The 24694-nt window shown below is 66.9% G+C and carries 25 protein-coding genes and 1 tRNA gene; 12 read left to right on the plus strand and 14 right to left on the minus strand.

Going from position 1 to position 24694, the window contains the following annotated elements; translation table 11 throughout:
• Positions 1–145: 145 nt before the first annotated feature.
• Both I6B53_RS06860 and I6B53_RS06865 read right to left on the minus strand, forming a co-directional pair.
• Positions 146–1768 carry an RNA polymerase sigma factor gene (locus tag I6B53_RS06860; protein ID WP_216763548.1) on the minus strand — a complete coding sequence of 541 codons (1623 nt, stop codon included), beginning with the start codon at positions 1766–1768 and terminating at the stop codon, positions 146–148.
• Between the two features lie 131 nt (positions 1769–1899).
• On the minus strand, positions 1900–2271 hold the full coding sequence (locus I6B53_RS06865; protein WP_216763549.1) for a universal stress protein: 372 nt from the start codon (positions 2269–2271) through the stop codon (positions 1900–1902).
• Between the two features lie 102 nt (positions 2272–2373).
• Here I6B53_RS06865 and I6B53_RS06870 point away from each other — a divergent pair, with 102 nt between their 5' ends.
• Positions 2374–3477 (plus strand): polyprenyl synthetase family protein, encoded by a 1104-nt coding sequence (locus I6B53_RS06870; RefSeq protein WP_216763550.1) that lies wholly within the window; start codon positions 2374–2376, stop codon positions 3475–3477.
• A 106-nt stretch (positions 3478–3583) separates the two neighbouring features.
• Here I6B53_RS06870 and I6B53_RS06875 read toward each other — a convergent pair whose 3' ends face one another.
• Positions 3584–3934: an Rv2175c family DNA-binding protein gene (locus I6B53_RS06875; protein ID WP_216763551.1), complete on the minus strand. Its 351-nt coding sequence runs from the start codon at positions 3932–3934 to the stop codon at positions 3584–3586.
• 74 nt (positions 3935–4008) lie between these two features.
• Between I6B53_RS06875 and pknB the strand changes: the two genes are divergently transcribed.
• Complete coding sequence (gene pknB / locus I6B53_RS06880; protein ID WP_253953805.1) at positions 4009–6030, plus strand: Stk1 family PASTA domain-containing Ser/Thr kinase; 2022 nt, start codon at positions 4009–4011, stop codon at positions 6028–6030.
• A gap of 440 nt (positions 6031–6470) precedes the next feature.
• Here the strand turns inward: pknB and I6B53_RS06885 are convergent, their stop codons facing one another.
• From I6B53_RS06885 to I6B53_RS06895, 3 genes are all read right to left on the minus strand, one after another.
• A complete protein-coding gene (locus I6B53_RS06885) occupies positions 6471–7814 on the minus strand; it encodes a class II 3-deoxy-7-phosphoheptulonate synthase (protein WP_253954015.1) in 1344 nt (447 codons plus the stop codon).
• Between the two features lie 74 nt (positions 7815–7888).
• Complete coding sequence (locus I6B53_RS06890) at positions 7889–9106, minus strand: pyrophosphate--fructose-6-phosphate 1-phosphotransferase (RefSeq protein WP_216763552.1); 1218 nt, start codon at positions 9104–9106, stop codon at positions 7889–7891.
• A 126-nt stretch (positions 9107–9232) separates the two neighbouring features.
• Complete coding sequence (locus tag I6B53_RS06895) at positions 9233–10135, minus strand: 1-acyl-sn-glycerol-3-phosphate acyltransferase (RefSeq protein ID WP_216763553.1); 903 nt, start codon at positions 10133–10135, stop codon at positions 9233–9235.
• 167 nt (positions 10136–10302) lie between these two features.
• On the opposite strand from I6B53_RS06895, the gene I6B53_RS06900 reads away from it, so the two are divergent.
• The 3 genes from I6B53_RS06900 (at position 10303) to I6B53_RS06910 (ending at position 12877) form a co-directional block, all read left to right on the plus strand.
• Positions 10303–12132, plus strand: coding sequence for an exonuclease domain-containing protein (locus tag I6B53_RS06900; RefSeq protein ID WP_216763554.1), 1830 nt, complete (start codon positions 10303–10305; stop codon positions 12130–12132).
• A 158-nt stretch (positions 12133–12290) separates the two neighbouring features.
• Positions 12291–12452, plus strand: coding sequence for a hypothetical protein (locus I6B53_RS06905; RefSeq protein ID WP_216763555.1), 162 nt, complete (start codon positions 12291–12293; stop codon positions 12450–12452).
• Positions 12449–12877, plus strand: coding sequence for a hypothetical protein (locus I6B53_RS06910; protein WP_216763556.1), 429 nt, complete (start codon positions 12449–12451; stop codon positions 12875–12877). Before I6B53_RS06905 ends, I6B53_RS06910 begins: the two co-directional genes overlap by 4 nt.
• 236 nt (positions 12878–13113) lie before the next feature.
• Here I6B53_RS06910 and I6B53_RS06915 read toward each other — a convergent pair whose 3' ends face one another.
• Positions 13114–13962: a Sir2 family NAD-dependent protein deacetylase gene (locus tag I6B53_RS06915; protein WP_253953806.1), complete on the minus strand. Its 849-nt coding sequence runs from the start codon at positions 13960–13962 to the stop codon at positions 13114–13116.
• Between the two features lie 164 nt (positions 13963–14126).
• Between I6B53_RS06915 and I6B53_RS06920 the strand changes: the two genes are divergently transcribed.
• The 7 genes from I6B53_RS06920 (at position 14127) to I6B53_RS06950 (ending at position 19765) form a co-directional block, all read left to right on the plus strand.
• Complete coding sequence (locus I6B53_RS06920) at positions 14127–14426, plus strand: helix-turn-helix transcriptional regulator (RefSeq protein WP_216763557.1); 300 nt, start codon at positions 14127–14129, stop codon at positions 14424–14426.
• Positions 14419–14709 carry a hypothetical protein gene (locus I6B53_RS06925; RefSeq protein ID WP_216763558.1) on the plus strand — a complete coding sequence of 97 codons (291 nt, stop codon included), beginning with the start codon at positions 14419–14421 and terminating at the stop codon, positions 14707–14709. Before I6B53_RS06920 ends, I6B53_RS06925 begins: the two co-directional genes overlap by 8 nt.
• 170 nt (positions 14710–14879) lie before the next feature.
• Positions 14880–15158 carry a rhodanese-like domain-containing protein gene (locus I6B53_RS06930; RefSeq protein ID WP_216763559.1) on the plus strand — a complete coding sequence of 93 codons (279 nt, stop codon included), beginning with the start codon at positions 14880–14882 and terminating at the stop codon, positions 15156–15158.
• Positions 15159–15227: 69 nt separating this feature from the next.
• Positions 15228–16049: an endo alpha-1,4 polygalactosaminidase gene (locus I6B53_RS06935; RefSeq protein WP_216763560.1), complete on the plus strand. Its 822-nt coding sequence runs from the start codon at positions 15228–15230 to the stop codon at positions 16047–16049.
• A 171-nt stretch (positions 16050–16220) separates the two neighbouring features.
• Complete coding sequence (ahpC, locus tag I6B53_RS06940) at positions 16221–16784, plus strand: alkyl hydroperoxide reductase subunit C (protein ID WP_216763561.1); 564 nt, start codon at positions 16221–16223, stop codon at positions 16782–16784.
• Between the two features lie 37 nt (positions 16785–16821).
• Entirely contained in the window at positions 16822–18468 is a 1647-nt protein-coding gene (ahpF, locus tag I6B53_RS06945) for an alkyl hydroperoxide reductase subunit F (protein ID WP_253953808.1), read from the plus strand.
• A gap of 508 nt (positions 18469–18976) precedes the next feature.
• Positions 18977–19765, plus strand: coding sequence for a DUF4352 domain-containing protein (locus tag I6B53_RS06950; protein WP_253953809.1), 789 nt, complete (start codon positions 18977–18979; stop codon positions 19763–19765).
• 237 nt (positions 19766–20002) lie between these two features.
• Here the strand turns inward: I6B53_RS06950 and I6B53_RS06955 are convergent, their stop codons facing one another.
• The 7 genes from I6B53_RS06955 to I6B53_RS06985 all read right to left on the minus strand — a co-directional run bounded on the left by I6B53_RS06955 (position 20003) and on the right by I6B53_RS06985 (position 24689).
• A complete protein-coding gene (locus I6B53_RS06955; protein WP_216763563.1) occupies positions 20003–20233 on the minus strand; it encodes a hypothetical protein in 231 nt (76 codons plus the stop codon).
• Between the two features lie 114 nt (positions 20234–20347).
• Positions 20348–20731, minus strand: coding sequence for a hypothetical protein (locus I6B53_RS06960; RefSeq protein ID WP_216763564.1), 384 nt, complete (start codon positions 20729–20731; stop codon positions 20348–20350).
• 588 nt (positions 20732–21319) lie between these two features.
• Positions 21320–21392 (minus strand) — tRNA-Ala (locus tag I6B53_RS06965).
• A gap of 94 nt (positions 21393–21486) precedes the next feature.
• On the minus strand, positions 21487–22215 hold the full coding sequence (locus I6B53_RS06970) for a histidine phosphatase family protein (RefSeq protein ID WP_216763565.1): 729 nt from the start codon (positions 22213–22215) through the stop codon (positions 21487–21489).
• Positions 22212–22643, minus strand: a complete 432-nt coding sequence (gene rsfS / locus I6B53_RS06975; protein ID WP_253953811.1) for a ribosome silencing factor — start codon at positions 22641–22643, stop codon at positions 22212–22214. Before rsfS ends, I6B53_RS06970 begins: the two co-directional genes overlap by 4 nt.
• Complete coding sequence (gene nadD / locus I6B53_RS06980; protein WP_216765393.1) at positions 22633–23247, minus strand: nicotinate-nucleotide adenylyltransferase; 615 nt, start codon at positions 23245–23247, stop codon at positions 22633–22635. The genes rsfS and nadD overlap by 11 nt, the downstream gene beginning before the upstream one ends.
• Before the next feature lie 140 nt (positions 23248–23387).
• Positions 23388–24689, minus strand: a complete 1302-nt coding sequence (locus I6B53_RS06985; protein WP_301554129.1) for a glutamate-5-semialdehyde dehydrogenase — start codon at positions 24687–24689, stop codon at positions 23388–23390.
• Between the last annotated feature and the right edge of the window lie 5 nt (positions 24690–24694).

A 24694-nucleotide genomic window follows, 5' to 3' on the forward strand; every position in this document is an offset into this window, starting at 1 on the left:
GAACCCTGTGTTCCCCGCTGGGCACCGTGTACGGGATCATCCGCACGAGAACGGGGCGGAACACCCACGAGCGAGTCTTCCACGCTCCACGTCATCACACACGAACGCCCTGCACCCGTGTTGGGTGCAGGGCGTTTGCGTGGTCTCAGTCGAGGTAGTCGCGCAGCACCTGCGAACGTGAGGGGTGGCGCAGCTTCGACATGGTCTTTGACTCGATCTGGCGGATGCGCTCTCGAGTGACCCCGTAGACCTTGCCGATCTCGTCCAAGGTCTTGGGCTGGCCGTCACCCAGGCCGAAGCGCATGGCCACCACACCGGCCTCTCTCTCGGAGAGGGTGTCGAGGACCCTGTGCAACTGCTCCTGGAGCAGCGTGAAGGACACGGCGTCTGCGGGCACCACCGCCTCGGAGTCCTCGATGAGGTCTCCGAATTCGGAGTCGCCGTCCTCGCCCAGCGGAGTGTGCAGCGAGATGGGTTCGCGCCCGTACTTTTGGACCTCGACGACTTTCTCGGCGGTCATGTCGAGTTCCTTGGCCAGTTCCTCCGGCGTGGGTTCGCGCCCCAGGTCCTGGAGCATCTGCCGCTGGACGCGGGCCAGCTTGTTGATGACCTCCACCATGTGCACGGGGATGCGGATGGTGCGGGCCTGGTCGGCCATGGCGCGAGTGATCGCCTGACGGATCCACCACGTGGCGTAGGTCGAGAACTTGTAGCCCTTCGTGTAGTCGAACTTTTCGACCGCACGGATCAGACCGAGGTTGCCTTCCTGGATGAGGTCCAGGAACTGCATGCCACGGCCGGTGTAGCGCTTGGCCAAGGAGACGACCAGACGCAGGTTGGCTTCCAGCAGGTGATTCTTGGCCTGCTGACCGTCCTGGGCCAGGAAATGCAGTTCGCGACGCTCCTTGGAGGTCATCTCGTCGTAGTTGTGCTTGAGCTTGTACTCCGCGTAGAGGCCGGCTTCGATGCGTCGAGCCAGGTCGACCTCCTGTTCGGCGTTCAGCAGGGAGACCTTGCCGATCTGCTTGAGGTAGTCCTTGACGGGGTCGGCGGTGGCACCGGCGACTGTGACCTGTTGGACGGGTTCATCAGTGTCATCGGAGTCGGAGACGACGAAGCCGCCCTTGACCCGGGAAGGAACACTGGCCGTGCTCTGCTGCGCGGTCTCGGAGCCGGACTCGGAGTCGGAGGAGTCCTCGCCCTCACCGGACTCGTCGGCCTCGTCCACGGGGATCTCCTCGTCGGAGATCTCGATGTCCTCGTCACTGACCTCGGGGTCCTCGTCCGTGGTGTCTTCGGCGTCGACATCCTGGACCTTGGGGGTTTCGGCCTTTGCCTTGGCCTTGGAGGTGGCCCTCTTGCGGGCGGGAGCCTTCTTCGCGGGGGTTTCTCCCTCGTCCGTGGCGACCTTGGCCTTTGCCTTGGCCTTCGAGGTGGTCTTCTTGCGGGCAGGCGCCTTCTTCACGGGCGCCTTGGCCACATCGGTACCGGCTTCGTCAGCGGCGGACTTTTCCGTCGCAGAGGTCTTGCCGGTGGTGGTGGTCTCGTCGGTCGAAGTCTTCTTCTTCGCCGTGGAGCGCTTGCGGGCGGGCGCCTTCTTCGCGGGCGCTGCCGCCTTTTCCGTGACGGCCTTGTCGGTGGTGGCCGCGTCGGTGGTGGTCACGTCCTCTGGGGCATTCGCCCTACTGGCAGTCCTGGCTCGGGAGGTACGCTTCTTCGGGGTGGTCGAGTCCGTGGAGCCGGCGGAACCGGCACGGGTTGCACTCACACGTGTCCCTTTCTCAGGTGGACGGGAAGACTGCCGGTGGGGCTTGCCACGGCGAACAGCGACAATTATAGTCCCGGACCCTGGTGGGTCCGCACGCGCAGACCACCATGAGGATGGTCTCGTGCTCGCGTTCACCCCTCCTGCGGGGCCGTCGTGGTCAGGACCGGCACGGGGCATTCGAGGAGGATCCGCGAGGCTTGGGGGCCCACCGTTGCCCCGCCGGCTCCGCGTTGGGCAAGCGCCAGGACCACGAGCGCGCAGCCGCGCTCTGCGGCGGTCTCCAGGACGGCGCTGGCGGGATCCTGCCCGACCCGCAAGGGGACGACCTCGAAGGGGATGTCAACGGTTTCCAGGCGCCGCCACAGGTGTTCTCCCGCCTCGGAGCCCTCTTCCATGCAGTCCAGGACCAGCAGCGGGCCTCCTTGGACTCGTACGGCCGAGATGGCTGCGTCCAGGGCGGGGGCCGAAGCCACGTTTCCGTGATGGCACAGGAGGATCGACATGGGCAGTCCTTTCCGTGGCCGCAGTATGTGGCGATCATACCCGGCGCTCCGCACGCCGATCTGCGACACGTGCCTCACCTCGACTCCATTAGGCTTCGCTCCATGAGCACCCTCCGCGACGCCTTCGCCCAGGACCGTACGCGGGTGGACCGCGCCACACACGACGCCCTCGTCGACGTTCTCGACACCCTGGAGTTGCCCGACGCCGCCCAACCCATGGCGGCCACGGCCATCGACTCGGCCCGTTCGGGCAAGCGCTTCCGGGGCCTGTTGGCCCTGCTCGGCGGACAGCTCGCTCCCGGCTTGACCGATGCGCCGGTCCTGGAGGCGAACCTGGACCTGTTGGCGGCCGCCCTGGAGCTCTACCAGGCCAGCGCCTTGGCGCACGACGACGTCATCGACCATGCGCCGACCCGGCGAGGGCGACCGACCCCGCATGTGCGTCTTTCCGCGATCCACCGGGAGTCCGGCTGGTCGGGGTCGGCGGAGGATTTCGGCACGGCCGGCGCGATCCTGGTCGGAGATCTTCTCTTCTCCGCTGCGGAGAGGGCCATGGCTCGCCAGTGCGCGGTCCTGCCCCGGGCCAACGCTTCGGCCGTGATGGGCCGGTACACACTGATGCATGCCGAGGTCGCCATGGGCCAGTACCTGGACGTGCGCGCCGAACAGGTACCCTTGGACCACGAGGAAGCCGCATGTGTCGACGTGGAGGCCGCCTTGAAGGTGATCACCCACAAGTCGGCGCGATACTCGGTGGTCCACCCTGCAGCCTTGGGGGCCTGCGCGGCGGGAGTGTCCGATGACAGGATCCGTGTGTTGGAGCAGGTTCTCACCCCGTGGGGCATTGCCTTCCAGTTGCGCGACGACGACTTGGGGGTCTTCGGTGACCCTGCGACCACAGGCAAGCCGGCGGGCGACGACCTGGTCGAGGGCAAACGGACGGTGCTGTTGGGACTTGCCTGGCGTCATGCGAGTGCAGCCGAACGGGCGCTGCTCGCCTCCGGCGTGGGGCGGGCGGACTTGTCGGGTCAGATGCTCGATGACGTGCGCACCGTGGTGGAGGCACGAGGGCGCGGCCCGCACGAGGCCATGATCCGCGACCTTGTCGACGAGGGCGACCGGGTTCTGGCCACCTCCGGCTTCTGCGATGATGCCCGCCGGGTGCTCGCCGAGCTTTCCGGGGTCCTCACCGCACGCGACGCCTGACCCTGCCGAATCGGGACCAGCCCCTGCGGGTCACGAGGTCTCCGCTCGTTCGAAGACCCGCTCCGCCCGGCCGGGCGTCATCCCCGCTGATCGGGTCGAGGGCGGCTCAGAACCCGAGTGCCCCCGCAATGGAGTTGACTCGGTGGTGACGCCCCTCGAGCAACGCCTGCATGGGCGTCTGCCCCAACTCCTCCTGCTCGGTGTACAGCCACGCGACAGCTTCTTCGGCCGAGAAGCCGTTGTCGTCGAGCAGCGTGAGGGTTCCCGGCAGGTTGAACAGCGGCTCCCAGCCGTTTGCGCCACGCACGATGATTTCGGCGGGGATGGCCGGCTTCCCGCCCTCGTCCTTGACGGAGAAGAGGATGTGGTCGCGGACCAGTTGCTTGATGCGCCGAGCTTCGATGCCGAGCAGGCGTGCGGCTTCGTCGAAGGAGAGCAGTTCAGGGGCGTCACTCATGAGGCCAGAGTAGTCGTTGGCGCGCCGCGAAGGAGCGCAGGTGGGGGCCGGCGGGCTCCCGTAGAATCCGTGTCGTGAGCGCCAGCGATCCCGGTGAGGGCACGAACCGCGGCGGGTCGAGTGTCGACCCGCTGATCGGAGTGTTGGTCGACGAACGCTACCGGGTCGATGCGCGTCTGGCGCGCGGCGGTATGGCCACCGTCTATGTCGCTCACGACCAGCGTCTCGACAGGCCCGTGGCCCTGAAGGTCATGCACCCGCACTTGGCGGACTCTGCCGATTTTGTCGCGCGTTTTCGCCGCGAAGCCCGTTCGGCTGCCCGCATCGTCCACCCGGGGGTCGTCTCCGTCTTCGACCAGGGGGTCGTGGCAGGTCAGGGTTTCCTGGTCATGGAGCTGGTCGACGGCTCGAACCTGCGTGCCCTCCTGCGGACCGAGGGGGCGCTGACTCTGGGACACGCCCTGCGAATCACCACGGAGGTCTTGGAGGCGCTGCGTGCTGCTCACCGTGTCGGCGTGATCCACCGTGACATCAAGCCGGAGAACGTCCTGGTTCCCCAGGACCCGCCGGTGCGTGTCACGGATTTCGGCCTTGCCCGCGCAGCTTCGGAGGTGTCGATGTCGACCACCGGGTCGATGCTCGGCACTGTCGCTTACGTGGCACCCGAGATCGTCACCACCGGACGGGCCGATGCCCGCACCGACATCTATTCCGTGGGAGTCATGCTCTTCGAGATGCTCACCGGACAGGTACCGTGGTTCGGGGAGAACGCCCTGCAGGTGGCCTACAAGCATGTGAACGAGGACCTGCCTTCGCCCTCGTCCCTGCAGGAATGGATCCCGCGCGAGGTCGATGACCTCGTGGCGGCACTGGGAGCGCGTGAGATCGCGGAGCGTCCCGTGGACGCCGATGAGGCGCTGGACCTGATGGCGCGCACGGTTGCGGCGCTGCCTGCCCAGGTCCTCCAGCAGCGCTCGCAGGTGGAGTCCTCCCTCGGTCCGGATGACGAGGACGAGAGCGAGGCCGGTGTGGCCACTGGACGCACTGTGCCTTTTGCTCCGATCGGGCGCACGTCAGCTCTTCCGGCGGCTGCGGTCCGACGCGCCTCCAGCTCGCTGGGGCGTGAAGTCATCAAGACTCGGTCACCTGACGAGGGCACTTCCGTGACCGGCCCGGTGGATCCTTCGGAGCCGCCTCCGCCTGGGCGAGGGCGCCTGTGGCGCGCTTTGGTGTTGGCCCTGTTGGTCCTGGGTGTTGGCTCTGCCGGGGGCTGGTACTGGTGGAGTGAGTTCGGGCCCGGCGCCTACCTGATCCTGCCGAACCTTGATGGACGCTCCATGAGTGATGCCACCGAGCGGGCCTCCGGCTTGGGTCTGGAGGTGGTTCTTGACCCACAATTTTCCGATCAGGTCGCGTCGGGAACCGTGATTTCGACCGACCCTGTTGGCGGCGCATCCGTGCACAAGGACTCTTCGGTGCGGCTGGTGGTGTCCAAGGGCGTGGACATGAAGATTGTCCCGTCGCTGGTCGGAGGTACGAAGGACGAGGCCGTCAAGGCCTTGACCTCTGCCGGGCTTGCGGCGGGTTCCGTGACCGAGGAGTGGTCTGAGCAGGTTCCCGCCGGAAAGGTGATCTCTCAGGGCACGCCCCCGGAGACCTCAATCGCCCATGACACTCCAGTGAACTTCGTGGTGTCCAAGGGACGTGAGCCGATCGCTGTGCCATCGGTGGTCGGTTCGAAGGCGGAGGATGCGAAGGCCGCGTTGGAGCAGGCCCGGTTGACCCCGCAGGCCTCCGAGCAGTTCTCGGACACGGTCGAGACCGGGGTGGTCATCTCGCAGACTCCGGAGGCGGGTGAGTCGCTGCACATCGGTGACGCAGTCACCTACATCGTTTCGAAGGGCCCGGAGATGGTGACCGTGCCGGACGTTTTCGGAATGCAGGAGGCCCAGGCCGTGGCGGCGATGGAGGCTGCTGGCCTGCAGGTCAAGGTCGATCGGCTGCTCGGTGGGGTGTTCGGCACTGCGCGTAGTTCAGATCCTGGCGGCGGGACACAGGTACGCAAGGGCAGTACGGTCACCATCACCATCGTGTGACCCGCGTCAGCGCCCAGTTGACGAGGACGTGCGTCGTGACAGGCGCGCGGCTGTCTGAAGCGCCGCCACCGCCACGCAGGTCACCACGGTCGAAGACACGGGCACCACCACACTCGCACACAACACGTACCCGAATCCATCAGAGAATGTCCTTGACCCAACCCAATGGGCCGCCACACGAGCACAGGAACTGCAGGCCGTTCTTCCCATCGGAAGTCGAGGACGAGTCACGTTGGCTGCGGGTGTCGTCGGAGATTCCAATGGGGCACTTCTTCGGACAATCGCCGGCGTGCCCGACGCGAAACCACCGGAAGACGCGACCTGCCCTTCGACGACTCAGAACCCACGTCCACTCTTCTCACTCTCCTGTCCACAAGGTCGTGTGCGCCTCAGACCACCCGAAAGAGGTCGGGTCCCGGCGGGCGGTGACGATGCAGTGGTCAGCGCAGCAATTCGGCCACCAGGAAGGCAAGCTCCAGGGACTGCTGGTGGTTCAGGCGCGGATCGACCAGGCTCTCGTAGCGGCGGGTCAAGGACTCGTCGTCCAAACGCTCTGCGCCCCCGACGACCTCAGTGACGTCGTCCCCGGTGAGTTCCACATGGATGCCTCCCGGAACGGTGCCCACCTGCTCGTGCGCCGCGAAGAAGCCACGGACCTCGTCCATGACGGTCTCGAAACGTCGAGTCTTGTACCCGGTCGAGGAGGTGATCGTGTTGCCGTGCATCGGGTCCGTGGTCCAGGTGACGGGACGCCCGTCGGCCTTGGCAGCCTCCAGCAGGGGCGGCAGTGCCTCGCGGATCCGCTCGGCCCCCATGCGCGTGATGAAGGTCAGGCGGCCAGGCTCTCCGTCCGGGTTCAGACGATCGATCAGACCCACCAGCTGCTCTCGCGTGGTCGTGGGGCCGAGCTTGACTCCCACGGGGTTGCGCACACGGGTGAGCAGTTCGACGTGCGCGCCGTCCAGTTCGCGAGTCCTCTCCCCCACCCACAGGAAGTGCCCCGAGGTATCGTAGGCGTCGCCTGTACGCGAGTCGATGCGGGTCATCGCGGACTCGTATTCGAGCAGCAGGGCCTCGTGGGAGGAGTACAGGTCGACTTCGCGCAACGAGTCGAAGTCGGCACCCGCCGCCTCCATGAACTTGACGGCCCTGTGAATCTCCTCGGCCAGTGACTCGAAGCGGGAGTAGGCGGGATTCTGGGTGAAACCCCGATTCCAGTGGTGGACCAGGCGAAGGTCCGCATAGCCGCCCTTGGTGAAGGCGCGGATGAGGTTCAGCGTCGCGGAGGCGTGGTGGTAGGTCTCCATGAGGCGCCGCGGGTCGGGGATGCGCGCCTCGGGGGTGAATTCGTGCGAGTTCACCGCGTCTCCGCGGTAGGACGGCAAGGTGAGACCGTCGCGGGTCTCGGTCTCAGATGATCTGGGCTTGGCGTACTGGCCGGCGATCCGCCCGATCTTGACCACCGGCAGCGAGGCGCCGTAGGTGAGAACGACGGCCATCTGCAGCAGGGTCTGGATCTTCAGCCGCAGGTGGTCAGCAGTGTTGTGGGCGAAGGTCTCCGCGCAGTCCCCGCCGGTCAGGACGAAGGCATCCCCGCGCCCTGCCGCACCCATCCACGCACGCAGGTCGTCGACCTCGCCGGCGAAGACGAGGGGCGGCTGGCGTCGAAGGGCCGTGGTGACGTCGGTGAGCGCCTGGCCGTCCGGGTAGGAGGGCTGTTGGAGCGCCTCACGCTCGCGCCACGTGTCCCATGGGGCCACGGCATCTGCGGCAAGTGTCTGCAGGTGCTCAGGAACGACCGCGCGCAGCGGAGCCGAATGCACTCCGCCGCGCGCGGTGCCCGGGATCCGGGGGACGGTCACTTGGCCGCCGGGACGACGTCCTGGCCAATGCGACCCATGAGGTCGACGAACCACTGCTGGGTCACGTCGAAGGGCTTGCCGCCGGCGATGCGCGGGAAGGGAATGGCGCACAGGCGGTCGCCGTTCTCCTCGTCGTGGCCGATGACGCCGGGCTCGCCACGCAGGGCGCACTCGACGGCCAGGTCCGTCATGGACTTGATGAGGCGCAGGTCGTCGGCATTGGCGCGCGAGGAACGCGAGTAGTAGCCGGACTTCTGTACCATGACCTTCTCGGCCTGGATGAGGGCGGCGAACTGCTTGGCGAACCACTGGCCGGGGTTGATGGTGTCCAGCTTGACGTGGCCGAAGGGGTCACGCTGGACTTCGACGCCGGCCGCCTCCAACTCGGCGATGATCTCGGGGACGCCGGCGCCCTCGGACAGGAAGATGTTGACGTTGCCCTGCTCGTCCATGATGGTCTTCAGGCGCTTGGCCTCGGCCTCGATGTCAAGGGCCATCTCGGGCAGGAAGACTGCGTGGACGCCCCAACGCTCCTTGGTCAGGCCGATGGAGGGCACCCACTCCTGGGTGTCGAGCCACTTGGTGTAGTGGTCGGCGGCGGCCGCGGTCAGCCAGCCGCAGTGGCGGCCCATGACCTCGTGGATGATGAGCATGCGGGGGTTGGAGCGGTGCTCGCCGATGATGTTCTGGGCGAACTCGCTGGCCTCTTCGGCGGCGGTCCATGCGCCCAGGGACTGGCGGATCGGCACCACGTCGTTGTCGATGGTCTTCGGCAGGCCGACGACGGTCAGCTCGTAGTCGTTCTCGTGCAGGTAGGCGGCCAGGTCGGCGGCGGTGGTGTTGGTGTCGTCGCCACCGATGGTGTGAAGGACGTCGACACCGTCCTTGCGCAGCTGTTCGGCGGCCTTTTCCAGGGGGTTCTCACCCTCGGCGACGAGGCCGCGCTCGACCAGGTTCTTCGCGTTGGTCAGCTTGACGCGGGAGTTGCCGATGGGCGAACCGCCGAAGCGGTGCAGCACGGCGGCGTGCTTGCGGGCCTCGGCGTCGATGACCACGTGGTTGCCGGTGAGCAGGCCGTGGTAGCCGTGCTGGTAGGCGATGATCTCGATGGAGGGATCGATCTCGTTGTAACGCTCGATGAGTCCGCCGACGGCGGAGGACAGGCAGGGAGCGAAACCACCTGCGGTGAGCAGGGCGACACGACGGACCGACATGGGCTGGCACCTTTCGAGCGAGTGAAGGCGGGCCGGTCGGCCCACCACTTCTCCCCAGTCTAGTGCGAGCAGATGGTGCGGGTCACGGGCGCTTGGTCCCCGGGACGAGGGGCGGCGCCGCCCTCGTCACTTCTGGGTGGGGGCGGGGCCTTCCGCCGTGGGACCGTCCTCTTGGCGGGGAGCGTCCTGGCCCGCCGGGAGATCCTCGTCCTCGGGCGGTCCGGGCACCTCCACGACGGGGGCCACTCGGCCGCCGGGCGCTGCTCGCCCTTCGGAGGGGGCGTCGGCATGCGCCTGCTCCCCTGCGCCGGCCCGGCCGTTGGAGGGCACCGGCCCGTCGAACTTCCCTTCGGCGGCAAGGGCGGCCTTGACGTCGGCGGCGTATGCGTCCACGTACTCCTGGCCGGAGAGCAGCATGAGGTTGTACATGATCTCGTCAGTGACGGCGCGCAGCACGTAACGGTCGCCCTGCAGTCCCTTGTAGCGGGAGAAGTCGAGGGGCTTGCCCACGACAATGCCGATGTCGACCTTGCTGGGAAGCAGTTGTCCGACCGGCTGGGCGTCATGCATGCCGATCATGGCGATGGGGATGACCGGGGCGCCGGAGATGATGGCCAGACGCGCCACTCCGGTCTTGCCACGGTAGAGGCGCCCGTCGGGGCTGCGTGTGCCCTCGGGGTAGATGCCGAAGAGCTCCCCCTTGTTCAACCGGTCCAGGCCCGCCTTGAGGGCCGACTCGGAGGCGCGCCCACCCGAGCGGTCGACGGGAATGGTGCCGACGGCACTCATGAGGGTCTTCGTTGCCCATCCTTTGATGCCGGTGCCGGTGAAGTAGTCGGCCTTGCCCATGAAGACGACCTCCCGGTCGATCATCATCGGAAGGAACACGGAGTCCCACACGGCATTGTGGTTGGAGGCGAGGATCGCCGGTCCCGTGGCGGGGATGTGCTCCTTGCCGCGGATCCAGGGCTTGTAGGCCGCTTGGAGGACGGGCGATCCTGCGAATTTCAGCGCCTGGTACAGACCCACAGTTCCTCCTCGTTGGACCGCCGGTGGTGACGACTAGTATCAACTCTATGCCGTCCAGCCCGTCCGCGCCGTCCGCGCGAAAGGACATGGGCAGGTCGTCTGTCACTTCCCTTGATTCTTCCGCGCCGGCGTCCTTCGCGCCAACACCACCCGCGGCCTTGGGGCGGGTGCGCCGTCGGCTGGCTGACGACTGCCCCGTCGGGGTGCAGGTGGGCCTGGACCGGTTGGGCACGGACCTGGCCGATGTGGAGTGGGTGGTCGTCGACCTGGAGACGACGGGTCTTGGCGCTCAGGCGGGGATCACGGAGATCGGTGCGGTCAGGGTCCGTGGCGGGCGCGTCCTGGACGAATTCCACACGATGGTCGACCCGGGGCATCCGATCCCGCCGCGTATCACGGCACTGACGGGTATCGCCGATTCGATGGTGGTGGGAGCGCCGTCGATGGAACAGATGTGGGTGAGTTTCGCCCAATGGGCGGGCCTGGCACCCGCATCCACCACGGTCGAGGTCGACGCCGGCCTCGACCGTGCGACCGACCCCGCAGCGTCCTCGTCCCCCGGCCGCGCTCCTTCACCCACCCCGCCGCCTTCCGCCGGTTCTTCGACACCCCCAAAACCTCCGGTCCTGGTGGCCCACAATGCCGCCTTCGACATGGGTTTCTTGCGCAGGGCCGCGCGGGCGGCCGGCCACAAGTGGCCGAAACTTCAGGTGGTGGACACATTGGCTCTGGCGCGGCTGGTCCTGCCCCGCCCAATGGTGGCCAATCATCGCCTGGGCACCTTGGCCGCCCACTTCGCCACCTCCCACCAGGCGTCCCACCGGGCACTCGGGGACGCGCGCACCACCAGTGAGGTGCTGACCGCCTTGGTGGGGCTCATGGCGCCCGTGGGTGTGAGCACCTTGGAGGACTTGACGACCTTGGGGGCACCGGTGCCGACCTCGCGCAGGCGCCGAGTGTCCATGGCCGAGAACCTGCCGCGCACCTTCGGCACCTATCGTTTCGTCGACGAGGCCGGGGTTCCGCTCTACATCGGGTCGGCGACGAACATTCGCTCGCGGGTGCGCAGCTACTTCACGGCCTCGGAGACCCGCGCGAAGGTGCGGCGGATGCTGGATCTGGCCACGGATGTGAAGGTGGAGGTGACCTCGACTCTGTTGGAGGCACGTGTGGCGGAGTTGCGCGACATCCACGACCTGCGCCCCTTGTTCAATTCGGCTTCCACCAGGCAGGACGCGCAGTACTGGGTCGTATTGGAAGCCGGGCGCCTGAAGGTGACTCCACTGGTGGATTCAGTGGCCGCAGCCGACGCACTCGGCCCTTTCGGGACGCACGCCCATGCGGATCGCGCGAAGGATGCGCTCAGTGCCACCTACGCGAGCTCGGATGCCGGCCCGCTTCTGCGCGCCGGAGTGGTGGATCCGCTGTCGGCCCTGGCGGCCCTTGGTGCGTTGCGCGGGGAGCACCGTGAGGTCCTGGAGTCTGTGTGCACCCTCATGGGGAAGGCCTCCGACAGGCAGGACTTCGAGGGGGCTGCCCGGTGGCGAGAGGCCCTGTCGGCGTATGTGGCCGGGGTGGGCAAGCGGGCGTTGATCCGTCCGGTGGCCAGCGCCGGGACTCTCGTGTGGGCGTTCCACAGGGATGAGGGCGGGTGGACGTTGCATCGCTCGTCGTGGGGTCGACTGACCGGGACGGTCCTCACTCCCCCGAAGTCCTCGCCCATGCCGTGGGTGGAGGCCCTCATCGGAGAGGAGCCTCTGCCCGAACCCGACGTCTTCCTGGCGCGGACCACGCGGGAGGAGACCTCGTTGCTTGCCGGATCTCTGCTGTCGCCCGGGGCGCGTCTGGTCCATTGGGGCGGGCCCGTGCCGTGGGCCTTCCCCGTGGCCTCACCTCTGGGCGGGACGGCTTTGCTGGGGCGGCTGGGTGTGGCGCAGGAGCGCCCGTGGTCTCGCAGGGAAGGTCTGGATCGCCAGGGTTCACGAGGGCGGGGCTGAGAGCGTCTGCCCAGTGGCCCTCACGGGCCTCGTGACCATTTCGCAATCACCGCAGGGGCGATTCCACGGGGTCTGCGGTGGCCGTCGGTCGAGGGTCTCGGCACAATGGCTGCACCGGTCCCGCACGGATGCGGGGAGGCGATCGGAGGGAGCTTCCAGTGTCAGACGATTCGCAGCCCTCGCCGGTGCCGCCTCATGTGCCACGCCCGTGGACCGCACAGTCGGTGGCGGTGTTCCTGCTGGTTGCCGGGGCGTTTTCCATTGTGTCCTTCCTGACGCTGATGATGCTGACAGCTGTTGTGAGCTGGTGGCTGCGATGAGCATCTCGCATTCGTGGAAGGCCTTGCTGGGCCTGTTCCTGGGGTGTCTCGGGTGGCAGATCGCTCTGAGCTACGAAGGTTTCAGGGACGCGATCGGCGACCCGAAGGGAATCGGCGGACTGACCTTCGTGTTCCCGCTGGCCTTGTGGCTGACCGCCATTGCCCAGTCCTATCGTCATGACTGGGGGCTGTGGCGCCCCTTCCTCGTGGCGCTTGTGCCGTGTGTGGCCTTCTCGCTGATGAACCCCGGGTCGTTCCACATGGGTGATGCCTTGATCCACTGGATCCCGTACTTGGTCATTGCGTTCATCGGCGAGGGCGCGGGCAAGGTGGTGCGACTGTTCACCGACGACAATGGGCGTCTTCGGCACCTCGGCAGTGTGCCTGCAGGCGGTGACGCACCTGGAGGCACTGTGCATCGGTGACGGAGAATGCTGTTGCACCCCGCAGCTGACCGGGCTCGGTGGCCGCCAGCGAGGGCTGCTACCCGGTTTCGCACACAATGCTGACGACCTCACGGCGCGCCGGATTCCAAGAAGCCCGGAATCTCGCCACTTCCATTGACTGAGCGAGGCTGCACTGAGGCGCATTGTGTGTGGAATCGGGGTGCGTCCGGTGCGCACGCTGCGCCCCTGAAGGCACCACGGCTGGAGGCGTCCCCTCAGTTCGGGCAGAGCGTGCCGGGTCGGGCCGACAGGGCGGCCGAGAGGGCGGGCAGGATGCGGGTGGTCGAGTCGGCGATGCGGACATCGGCCAGTCGGTCGACAGCTGCGGGCCCCAGGTTGACGACGGCCAAGGCTGCCCCACTCCTCAAGGCTTCACTGACGACGATCATGCCGGTGGACACAGCCAGGGATGTTCCGCACACCAGGACCACGTCACAATCGCGGGCCGCGTCAATGGAAGGTCCCAAGGCGCTTTCCGGAAGGCTCTGCCCGAACATGACGATTCCCGGTTTGAGCACTCCCCCACACTGTTCACAGCGAACAGGAGTGAAGGAGCAGCCTTCAGCAGCGGCCCGATCTGCCTGCGGGGTGATCTCGACATGTCCGGGGTCGAGGTCGTGGACCAGGTCCGGGTTGAGGGCCACCAGTCTGGCGGACAGGGTGGCGCGGTCCTGCACCTGCCCGCAGCCGAGGCATTCGACGATGTCGTGACGGCCGTGCAGTTCCCACACGGGGTCCGTGCCGGCGCGGGTGTCCAGACGGTCGACGTTTTGCGTGGCCACACCCAAGAGCACTCCTGCGGCGGCAAGTTCCGCGAGTGCCCCGTGCCCGGCGTTGGGACGCAGGGCGTCCATCGAACGCCAGGTGACCTCGTTGCGGTACCAGAGCCAGCGGTACCAGATGGGGTCGACGGTGAACATGTCGATGTCGACGGGTGGTTTGGGGGTCGAGCCGGTGCCCCTGTAGTCGGGCAACCCGGAGTCGGTGGACATTCCGGCTCCGGTGACGGCCAGCAGGCGTTTGCCTGCACACAGGCCGACGAGGGCGTCCAGGGTGTCGTGCACGTGTCCCACCTCCTTGTGCGCACGCGCTTGTCACGGTCTTCACAGTACTCGTGCGATGCGTCCTCGGACGCTGGGCTCCGCCCTCGTCCCGGGTGCGCAGATGAGAAGCAGACTCAACACATGCACATATTGCAATTCGCTTATCTCTGTGGTTGACTGGGGCCATGAGCACACGTGAAGGGGCGCCAGCGGTTGCCGCACTGTTCAAGGCACTGGGCCATCAGGCCCGGCTGGAACTGCTGTGCCTGCTGGACGGGGCGGACCTGACGGTCGGGCAACTGACCGAGGCCTCGGGGATGTCGCAGCCCCTCGTCTCCCAGCACTTGCGGACCCTGCGTCAGGCCAACCTGGTCGTCGGATGCCGCAACGGCAAGGAAGTCGTGTACTCACTGGCCGACCACCATGTCGCTCACGTCGTGCGCGACGCTTTCACCCACGTCACCGAAGGAGATCACCATGACTGACGTCCACGCCGAACACACCATTGCCGAGCACGAGCACGGACCGGGCTGCGGCCACGAGGCCATCCAGCACGGAGACCACGTCGACTACGTGCACGGCACCCACCGCCACGCGCTGCACGGCGACCACTACGACGAGCACGAGGCCGTCGCCGAACACACCAAGGCCGAGCACGAGCACAAGGAAGGCTGCGGCCATGAGACCGTCCAGCACGGAGACCACGTCGACTACATCCACGACGGGCACCGCCACGCGGCCCACGGTGACCACTACGACGAGCACTGAGGCCTGACCGGCCATTTCGTGCCGAGGCGGCTCCGGCTGCGACATGCCGCCCGGCACCGCAGAGCCGAAGTGGCCGGGGCCGGGTTCCCATTCGGGAACCCGGCCCCTTCGTCGTCTTCCTTGCTCACGTGGTATCCATGGGTGAGGACCACGACAGATCGGAGAATGTCATGACCACCGCACCCGTCATCCTCGACGTGCGCCGTCCCGAAGAATTCGCCGAGGGGCACGTCCAGGGCGCTGTGCACATCAACTTCCAGGCGCCCGACTTCCTGGACAAGGTGGGCCAGCTGGATCGCCAGACCCCCTACGTCGTCTACTGCCACGGTGGTACACGCGCCGGACATGCGGTGGAGGCCATGGAGAAGATGGGCTTCACCGACGTGAAGAACATCGGCGGTTACGTGGCGGCGGCCGAGACGCTGGGCCTGCCATTGGTCACACGCTGACCGGCGCCCCGCGTGCCACTGCCCCGCTGGCTCCGGCAGCCTTGCAGGCCGGTCCGCTCAATCCGGAGGTTGACTGGTCTGCCCTTGGCGGCCGCCTGCGCGTTCCTCCTCTGCGCATGCGGATCGGCACCGTTGTCCCACGACGAGGGCGGGGCAGCCCAGTGGTGGCACCCCGAACAGGGACTCACATGGCACCTGCAACTCCAAGGAGAGGTGACCCCGGAGTCCCTGCAGGTCGACGTGGCCGACCTCGACGGTGAACAGACCACGGCACAGATGGTGCGCACTCTGCGTGAACGCGGGGTGCGCACCATCTGCTACATCGATGCCGGCTCCTTCGAGCAGTGGCGCAGCGACGCCCACCGCTTCCCCTCCGACATCCTGGGCGAGCCACTGGAGGACTGGCCCGGGCAACGATGGGTGGACGTGCGCAGACTCGATGCGCTGCTCCCGATCATGCAAGCGCGAATCAACCACTGCGCGGACAAGGGTTTCGACGCAGTGGACGCCGACGATGTCGACGGCTACCAGAACGACACGGGCTTCGACCTGGACCCGGCGGCTGCGGCAACCTACGTTGGCGAACTGGCGCGCCTGTCCCACCTGCGGGGTCTGGCCTTCGGATTGAAGAATGCGCCGGAGCTTCTTGCGACGGTGGACCAGGACATCGACTTCGCCGTCAACGAGCAGTGCGCCCATCGTCACGAGTGCCACCTGTGGGACGCGCTCACGACCTCGGGTCGTCCGGTTTTCGCCGTCCACTACCCCAACGCCGATTCCCGGGGCACGCAGGAGCCCTTGGATGAGTCCCAGTGCCCCGCACCCCGCCCGGGCTGGTCGATGGTTCTTGCCCGGGTGTCCCTGTCAGGTGGGACCCTCGCCTGCCCGTGAGCGGCAGATGCGCTGCCTGTGAGGTGTCCCATGAAGGCGCGCAGTGTCGCCTGGGCCTGCGGGAAGCCGCAATGACTTGGTGAGAGGCGTCACCTGTTCACAGGAAGTTGTCAGAGGCCGCCTGTACAGTGCGAAGCGAAATTGCACGGCCACTGACGAGAAAGGACCCACATGTCCCTGATCAACACGCAAATCAAGCCCTTCGCCACGACCGGCTACAAGAACGGTGCCTTCGTCGACGTCTCCAGCGAGGACCTGGCCGGCACGTGGAACATCATCTTCTTCTACCCGGCGGACTTCACCTTCGTGTGCCCCACGGAGCTGGCTGACCTGCAGGACATCTACGGGGAACTGCGCCAGCTCGGCGTGGAGGTCTACTCGGTCTCGCGTGACTCGCACTTCGTGCACAAGGCATGGCACGAGACCTCGCCGGAGGTCGGCACCATCGAGTATGCGATGCTCGGCGACGTCAACGGCGTCATCACCGAGAACTTCGACAACATGCGCCCCGAGTCGGGCCTGTCGGACCGCTCGACCTACCTGATCGACCCCGACGGGATCATCCAGTACCTCGAGACCACCCCCGAGGGCGTGGGTCGCAATGCCGCCGAGCTGCTCCGCAAGGTCAAGGCCGCCCAGTACGTGCGCAACCACCCGGGTGAGGTCTGCCCGGCCAAGTGGGAGGAAGGCGAGTCCACCCTGACCCCGTCCTTCGACCTGGTCGGCAAGATCTGACCTTTCCCAGTCCCCGTCATCGACGAGGGCGGGGCCGGTGCCCGCTGAACTCTGCGCGCCCGCTCCGCCCTCGTCCCCCATTTCCCCGAACCTGGAGGCACCTGTGCTCGACACCCAAGCGAAGGCCCAACTCACCCAGTACCTCGACCTTGTCACCCATCCCATCGAGTTGGCGGCCTGTCTGGGCCAGGACCAGACTTCGATGCGCATGCGCGAACTGCTCACTGAAATCGCGGGCCTGTCCCCCAAGGTCACTTTCCTCGAAGAGCCTCACGCACGCACCCCCTCCTTCGCGGTGCGCCGGGCGGGCACGGAGGTGCAGGTGCGTTTCGCCGGGGTTCCCATGGGCCACGAATTCGCCTCGCTGGTGCTCGCCCTGGTGCAGGTCGGCGGGCACCCGCCGCGCCTGGAGGCCGACGTGCTGGACGCGATCCGGGCCCTGCCGGGCGGCGACTTCACCACGTACATGTCGCTGACCTGCCAGAACTGCCCGACGGTCGTTCAGGCGTTGAACACGATGAGCATCGTCAACCCCGCGATCCGTCACACTGCTGTCGAGGGCGGCGCCTTCAAGGACGAGGTCGACTCCCTGGGCATCGCCGCCGTGCCCACCGTGTACAAGGACGGGGAGGTTTTCGGCCAGGGGCGCATGGACATCGAGGAGATCATCGCCAAGCTCGACCAGGGTGCCACCGAGCGGATTGCACAGACCTTGGACGCCAAGGAGCCCTTCGACGTGCTGGTGGTGGGCGGCGGACCTGCGGGCGCCACGGCGGCGATCTACTCGGCCCGCAAGGCGCTGCGCACGGGAGTCGTGGCGGAGCGTTTCGGCGGCCAGGTGCTGGACACCATGACCATCGAGAACTTCATCTCCGTCCCGCACACCGAAGGACCCCGGCTGGGAGCCGCCTTGGAGCAGCATGTGCGCACCCTGCCGGTGGACGTGACCACGGGGGTGCGCGCCTCGGCCCTTCGAGTGCCCACCGAGGCCGGCGCTCTGGTCGAGGTCGACGTCGAGGGCGGCGGCACGCTGCGTTCCCGCGCGGTGGTGCTGGCCACCGGCGCCCGCTACCGGATGATGGGCGTGCCCGGTGAGGAGGAGTACCGCAACAAGGGTGTCACCTTCTGCCCGCACTGCGACGGCCCCCTGTTCGCCGGCAAACGTGTGGCTGTCATCGGCGGAGGCAACTCGGGTGTCGAGGCCGCGATCGACTTGGCCGGGGTGTGCGAGCACGTGACCTTGGTGGAGTTCCTGGACGAGTTGCGCGCCGACACGGTTCTGGTCCGGGTGATGCGCGCCCTGCCCAATGTCGAGGTGTTGACCGGCACTGCCGTCCAGGAGGTCCTCGGCGACGGGTCGCGTGTGAGCGGAGTGTCGGTCCAGGAACGGGCCACCGGTCAGACGCGCCGGATCGATGTGGCAGGGATGTTCGTGCAGATTGGCCTGGTGCCGGCCACGGAGTGGCTGGAGGATGCCGTGGAGCGCACGCCTTCGGGTGAGATCGTCGTCGACTCCCATGGTGCCACGTCTGCGCCGGGCGTGTTTGCGGCCGGGGATTGCACGACGGCCCCTTACAAGCAGATTGTCATTGCTCTGGGCTCGGGGGCCACTGCGGCCCTGGGCGCCTTCGACCACCTGATCCGCACGGGTTCGGGCGCTGGAGAGACGGCCGAGAGGGCCTGACGACGAGGACGGACGGGCGGCAGCACTGGTGGGACCAGTGCTGCCGCCCGTCGGCATTTGCGTGTGCATCACCATGAGTTGCTCCCAGGGAAGACAAGTGTGGCAGCCCGGTCCGACGATTCCAGATCCCAACTGCTTACCGACCTGCTCTCTGCGGCACCTCGACTTCTGCGCAAGCGAGGAAGTGGGATTCACTTCTGAAGATGTCGAGAAATCGTGCGCGTATTCCTTGAAGAGGCGTCACTGAACACATTTCTCGGCCCCTCAAGCAATCTCGACCACTGCGGCACCATGTCGGTCTGGGTCTAACATGGCCGAGAACTCAAGGATCGGAACTCGTTCCACGAGCTGACCCGACCCGCGGGTACGTCCCCCCCCCATCGACCAGTACAGGATAACCATGAGTGTGTCACCCGAAGGCGGATCCCCCCTTCCCGAAAGCAGCGCCCCAATGCCTCAGCCCCAGGTCCCGACACCCCCGAAGCCAGCAAAGAACCCGATCGGACTGGTGGCTCTGGTCGTTGCCGTGCTGGGCGCCATTCTGGCTTGCGTCCCCGGATTCATGATCATCGGTTGGATTCTGCTGCCCATCGCATTCATTCTCGGAATCGTCGGATGCTTCCAAAAGGGAAAGGCAGTCGGTCAGGCGATTGCTGCGATCATTGTTTCGATCGTCGGCACGATCATTGGAGTTGTCGCCTTCTTCGCTGTCATCGGTGCCGCACTGGGGCAGGTCGGACACACTGAGGTGACCCGGAGCTCTCCGGTCACGAGCAGCCAGGAGGCTTCCTCCGGGCAATCGTCCAAGGATGCACCGTCGGGAGGAGAGACAGCTGAAACAGAGGATGCGGCCGGCAAGGCAGGGACCTCTCGCGAGAATCCCCTGCCCATCGGCTCCGTCCTGGAGACGAAGGACTGGAAGCTGTCCGTGAACTCCGTGAACCTCAATGCCAATGAGATGGTCGCCCAAGGGAACGAGTTCAACAGCGAACCGGCCGCCGGCAAGACATATGTTGTCGTCAATCTGACTCTCACCTACATTGGCAACGACCCGCAGGGTTCGACGCCGCTTTTCCTGGTGAACTACGTCTCACAGGATGGGAAGAGCTACCTCATGGGACACACCGAAGGGCCCGCCATTCCTCCGGAGCCTTTCGACCAGTTGAGCGCTCTTTTCAATGGGGCGTCATCCACCGGCAATCTCGTCCTGGAGGTCCCGGCAGAGGGCGTTGAAAATGGCGTGCTCGCTGTTCAGCCCGACCTTGTCTCCGACAAGACTTTCATCTCCGTGAAGTGATCCTGGCAACCTTCCTGAAGGTACGGTGGCAGCCCCACTGAGCACCGGCCCGTTTTCATCGTCCCCGACGGTCAGTCGCGCCTTTTTCCCGTGTGAGCGTTGAGGGTTGCGGTTTCGAAGGCGGTGGGCGCCCACCGCACGGCTTCACCATTCCTGCGGGGGCGGAACCGGTTGATCCGGTTCCGCCCCCGCTTAGGTCTGTTCCAACACGTTCTCCTGCGCCATGGATCGCGACGGTCAGTTGCCGCCCATCTTCAGCCAGGCGATCACCAGCGAGATGAGGAACACGACGAAAACGGCTCCGGCGCCTCCGAAGATGAACCACTGGGGTGGGCCTTCGCGCCACCCCCAGGCGCCGCCAACGGCGAAGCTGATGCCGTAGAGGAAGCCGAGCACACCGACCACCCACGTGAGGGGGTGTCCGGTCCACGTGCTCATGAACTGGGAGAAGAATGACGGGTCGGACATGCGTGGGACCTCCGTGTCTGGTCACTGGGGATGTCACTGTCGCCACACATTTTTCAGGATCCATTGGGCAGGCGTGGCGCATTCGCGCTGAACGGCCCCATTTCGTGACTTCTGTCAGACGCGATCGCCCCTGCCGTGACAATTGACATGCACACGTCGGTCGGTGGCCCATTCCGAAGTGTCCGAGGTCTGGGCGGGCCCCACGCGACGGATGTTGAACATGGGGCCGGTTGCCAGGTTGTGCGCGCCCAGGGCCGCAGTGGCCGCAGGCACGCCCTCGTGGCTACCGTGCAGGGTCGCGATCAGGACCTCGCGCTTCGGAAGGCGCTCACGTGTCAGGGTTGGGCCGGGGGTGAAAGTCTCGGGCGCGCTCATCCAGACCTCGACGTCGGCGTCCGCTTCTCGACGGTCGGGGTCATGGAAAGCTGCTCCGGTGATGGCGCCCGACAGGCGTGTCCGGTCGATGTCGCACTGGGCCGACTTCTTGGAGCACCGCACCCAAACCAGCCCACACGGGGGCAGCCGATACCGTTCCTACCGATGTTGCTGCTCTCCTACCGAGGTCGCAACGTCGGTAGCAAGGTCACAGGGTCGGTAGCAGCACGCTGCCGGCATTTCGCACCCGGCCCGGATGTCCCCACCAACCACGACGCGCCCAACGCGACAAATTCTTCTGCGATCGAAGGACAGTGTGTGTTGTTCGAGGCGCTGTGATTGGTGCCGATCCCAAGTGTGGGTACGTGGTGTGGTGGGACTCGTTCCAGGCGATGGCTCATGCCCGGTGTTGGATGAGGGAAACGTGTTGGCCGCTGTGGGCTCGCGGATGGGCGGCGTCAATGTCGACATCCGTGGATACGGTCTTGCCGCAGCAGGTCATCACGCGGGTAGCGATGGGACGCTTCGGAGCGCTCATCCCTCCGCAGGGGAAGCAGCCACCCCTCAACCCCACGCTTGCCGCACCACGACACCGAAACACTGCCACCTGAACGACACATTCCGACATTCGCCCTGGTCTCTTCGAACCGCGCGCATCAAAGCGTTCGCACAACAAGAACCCCGGGCCGTCCGGCCCGGGGGTTCATTCCGTGGAGCTAAGGGGATTCGAACCCCTGACCTCTTCCATGCCATGGAAGCGCGCTACCAACTGCGCCATAGCCCCGAAGGCGTGTCCCCGCCGTCCTCTCGGCCGCGGCGACTCCACAAGGATAGCCGCACTTGGCGGCCCTGGACAAATCGAGGCGGTGTGCGCCCCCTCACCCGCCCAGGACGTCCTCGCGCGCACCGATGTTGTGGGCCGCCAAACGCCACGCTGCCTCGCCGGTCGCACCGGATCCGCCGCCGCCGGCCAGGACCACCTCACTCCAGTGGCAGTTGTCCAGGCCGCGCAGTCCGTCAAAGTGAGTGGGCCTCAGCCCCAGCAGAGTCACCACGCACCGGGCGATCGCCGCCCCATGGGAGACCACCACCAGGGTCGACCCGTCCCGCATCCGCGCCGCATACTCGCACGCAGCCGCCGCCATCCGCGCCCCGACCTCGTCGGAAGACTCGATGCCACCGGCCTCGCACTCCCCCGTCGCCCGCCACTGGGCAACCACCTGCGGGAAGGCGGCCTCGGCCTCGTCCATGGTGCGCCCCTCAAGAACCCCGTAGCAGCGCTCGCGCAGACGCTCGTCCACCGCCGGGCCATCGCCCACCAGCACGCCACGCGCAGCGAACTCCGAAGCGATGATCCGCCCCGTCTCCAGGGCGCGCGACAATGGCGAACACACCACGGCCACCTCCGGCGAGGCGGCCCGCAGGACATTCACACCCACTTGCTCCCCTTCCGAGGAGAAGCGTGAGGCGATCACAGGCGCCGCATGACGCGCCTGTTCGACGCCGCGCGCATTCAACGGGATGTCGGTGGCCCCCTGGAAACGACGTTCGACATTGTGGTCGGTCTGCCCGTGGCGCACCAGGACGATGCGGGAGGCCCCGTTCATGCGCCCGCCCCCAGCAAAGCCTCGCGTCCGCGCGACGGCAGTGCCAGCGGCGTCACCGGACAGTCACCCCACAGGCTCTCCAGACGGTAGTGGTCCCTGTCCTCGTCCAGCAGGATGTGCACCACCAAATCCTGGTAGTCCAACAGGATCCACCGGGCCTCCGTACGCCCCTCGATGCGCGCCGGACGCATGTGCCGCTCGGCAGCCACCATGTCCATGATCTCCTCCGCGATGGCCCGCACCTGCCGCGTGTTCGACGCCGAGACCACCACGAAAGCCTCCGCCAGCGCCAGGCGCTCCGACACGTCCACCAGGACAGGGTCGGTGGCCAGCTTGTCGTCCGCGGCGCGCGCCACCAGGCGGGCAAGGTCCAGGGTCTGCTCGGTGCAGGGCATGTCACTCCAGGGGTCGGGGGCCTCAGTGTCCACGGGCAGAGTACAACCCGTGCTTCGCGATGTACTGGACGACACCGTCAGGCACCAGGTACCACACGGGATTGCCCTTGCGCACCCGGTCACGGCAGTCGCTGGAACTGATCGCCATGGCCGGCACCTCCATCAGGGACACCGACTGGCGGGGCAGCCCCCTTGCGTCCAGTGTGTGCCCGGGGCGAGTCACCCCGATGAAGTGCGCCTGCTCGAAAAGCCTGTCGGAGTCCTTCCACTGGACGATCTGTGCCAACGCGTCCGCTCCGGTGATGAAGTAGAAGTCGGCGTCCGGGTACAGTTCACGCAGGTCCGACAGGGTGTCGATCGTGTAGGTGGTCCCGCCCCTGTCGATGTCCACTCGTGAGACCGTGAAGCGGGGGTTCGAGGCCGTCGCCACGACCGTCATCAGGTAACGGTGCTCCGGCGGGGTGACCTCCCGACCCACCTTGAATGGTTGCGCGGCGGTGGGCACGAAGACGACCTCGTCCAAGTGGAAGACGTCCATGACCTCCGAGGCGGCCACGAGGTGCCCGTGGTGGATCGGGTCGAAGGTGCCGCCCATGATGCCGATGGAGCGACGCGGCTTTCGCGACGCGGGGCGCATGGACGAGGACGGACGCGGGCGGGCGCTGTCTCCCAACGCCGCAGCGCCCTCGCCGGGCGTCGCGGTGGGCCCAACCGGCGCGGGAGCCGGATCGGAGGGGTCAGCGATCGGCGCATTCGCGTCGACGGTGTCGTTGGCGTTCAGGGTCGGACCGTCCCTTCGCCCTCGATGATCCACGTACTGGTGGTCAACTCCTCCAACCCCATGGGGCCGCGCGCATGCAGCTTCTGGGTGGAGATGCCGATCTCCGCCCCCAGGCCCACCTGGCCGCCATCCATAAAACGGGTCGAGGCGTTGATGGCGATGGCCGCCGAATCCAACTCCGTGCGGAATCGGTTGGCAGAGGCGATCGACCGTGTGCAGATCGCCTCCGTGTGGCCGGAGGACCAGGTGCGGATGTGGTCGATGGCCTGGTCGATGTCGTCGACGACGCGCACCGCCAGGTCCATGTCCAGGTATTCGGTGGCCCAGTCGTCCTCGGTGGCCTCCACCAGCAGGTCCTGGTCGATGGTGGCGTCCGCGCGCGCGATCTGAAGCGTCCGGGGGCACCCGTGGATGCGCACACCCGCCGTGGTCAGGCGCGTGAGCGCCCTGGGTAGGAAGGAATCGGCCTCGTCGGCGTGGACCAGCAGGGTCTCGGCCGCGTTGCACACGCCGATGCGCTGAGTCTTGGCGTTCATGATGATGTTCTCCGCCGCCCCCAGGTCCGCGCCGGAGTCCACGTACACGTGGCAGTTGCCTGTGCCGGTCTCGATGACGGGCACCTTCGAATTCTCGACGACGGCGTTGATCAGGCCCGCCCCGCCGCGGGGGATCAGCACGTCAATGGCGCCGCGTGCGCGCATCATGGCGTTGGCGCCGGCCCGTCCCCACGGGTCCACGGTGGCGACGAGGGCGGGGGGCAGGCCCACGCCGGTCAGCGCGTCGCGCATGACGCGGATGATCGCCTCGTTGGACTTCTTTGCGGCGCTGCCTCCGCGAAGGATGACGGCGTTGCCGGATTTGAGGGCGAGGGCGGCGGCGTCGATGGTGACATTGGGTCGCGCCTCGTAGATCATGCCGACCACGCCCATGGGCACCGCCACCTGGGTGACGCGCAAGCCGATCTCCGTGTTCGAGCCGCGCAGGACTCGCCCCACCGGGTCCGGCAGCGCGGCGACCTCGCGCACGGCGGAGGCGATGGAATGCAGGCGGGCCTCGTCCAGAGCCAGGCGGTCCAGCAGGCCCTCGCTCATGCCGGACTTGCGGCCCCGCTGCAAATCCTGGGCATTGGCGGCCAGGATCTCCTCCTCGCGCTCGGCAACCGCCCGGGCGATGGCCTCCAACGCCTGGTTCTTCACTGTCGTCGAGGCCGCGGCGAGGACGCGTGCCGCCGCACGCGAGTCGGCAGTCAGGGTGGAGATGTCAACGATCTCTTCAGACATGGGACCATGTTCCCACACCTGTC

The organism is Schaalia sp. 19OD2882, from assembly GCF_018986735.1.
Classification (GTDB): Bacteria; Actinomycetota; Actinomycetes; order Actinomycetales; family Actinomycetaceae; genus Pauljensenia.

Excerpts from the sequence above, each read along its gene's own strand:
- I6B53_RS06865 (WP_216763549.1), bottom strand. The coding sequence starts at position 2,271 with ATGTCGATCCTCCTGTGCCATCACGGAAACGTGGCTTCGGCCCCCGCC.
- I6B53_RS06870 (WP_216763550.1), top strand. The coding sequence starts at position 2,374 with ATGAGCACCCTCCGCGACGCCTTCGCCCAGGACCGTACGCGGGTGGAC.
- I6B53_RS06875 (WP_216763551.1), bottom strand. The coding sequence starts at position 3,934 with ATGAGTGACGCCCCTGAACTGCTCTCCTTCGACGAAGCCGCACGCCTG.
- I6B53_RS06890 (WP_216763552.1), bottom strand. The coding sequence starts at position 9,106 with ATGTCGGTCCGTCGTGTCGCCCTGCTCACCGCAGGTGGTTTCGCTCCC.
- I6B53_RS06910 (WP_216763556.1), top strand. The coding sequence starts at position 12,449 with ATGAGCATCTCGCATTCGTGGAAGGCCTTGCTGGGCCTGTTCCTGGGG.
- I6B53_RS06920 (WP_216763557.1), top strand. The coding sequence starts at position 14,127 with ATGAGCACACGTGAAGGGGCGCCAGCGGTTGCCGCACTGTTCAAGGCA.
- I6B53_RS06925 (WP_216763558.1), top strand. The coding sequence starts at position 14,419 with ATGACTGACGTCCACGCCGAACACACCATTGCCGAGCACGAGCACGGA.
- I6B53_RS06930 (WP_216763559.1), top strand. The coding sequence starts at position 14,880 with ATGACCACCGCACCCGTCATCCTCGACGTGCGCCGTCCCGAAGAATTC.
- ahpC (WP_216763561.1), top strand. The coding sequence starts at position 16,221 with ATGTCCCTGATCAACACGCAAATCAAGCCCTTCGCCACGACCGGCTAC.
- I6B53_RS06955 (WP_216763563.1), bottom strand. The coding sequence starts at position 20,233 with ATGTCCGACCCGTCATTCTTCTCCCAGTTCATGAGCACGTGGACCGGA.
- I6B53_RS06970 (WP_216763565.1), bottom strand. The coding sequence starts at position 22,215 with ATGAACGGGGCCTCCCGCATCGTCCTGGTGCGCCACGGGCAGACCGAC.
- nadD (WP_216765393.1), bottom strand. The coding sequence starts at position 23,247 with ATGCGCCCCGCGTCGCGAAAGCCGCGTCGCTCCATCGGCATCATGGGC.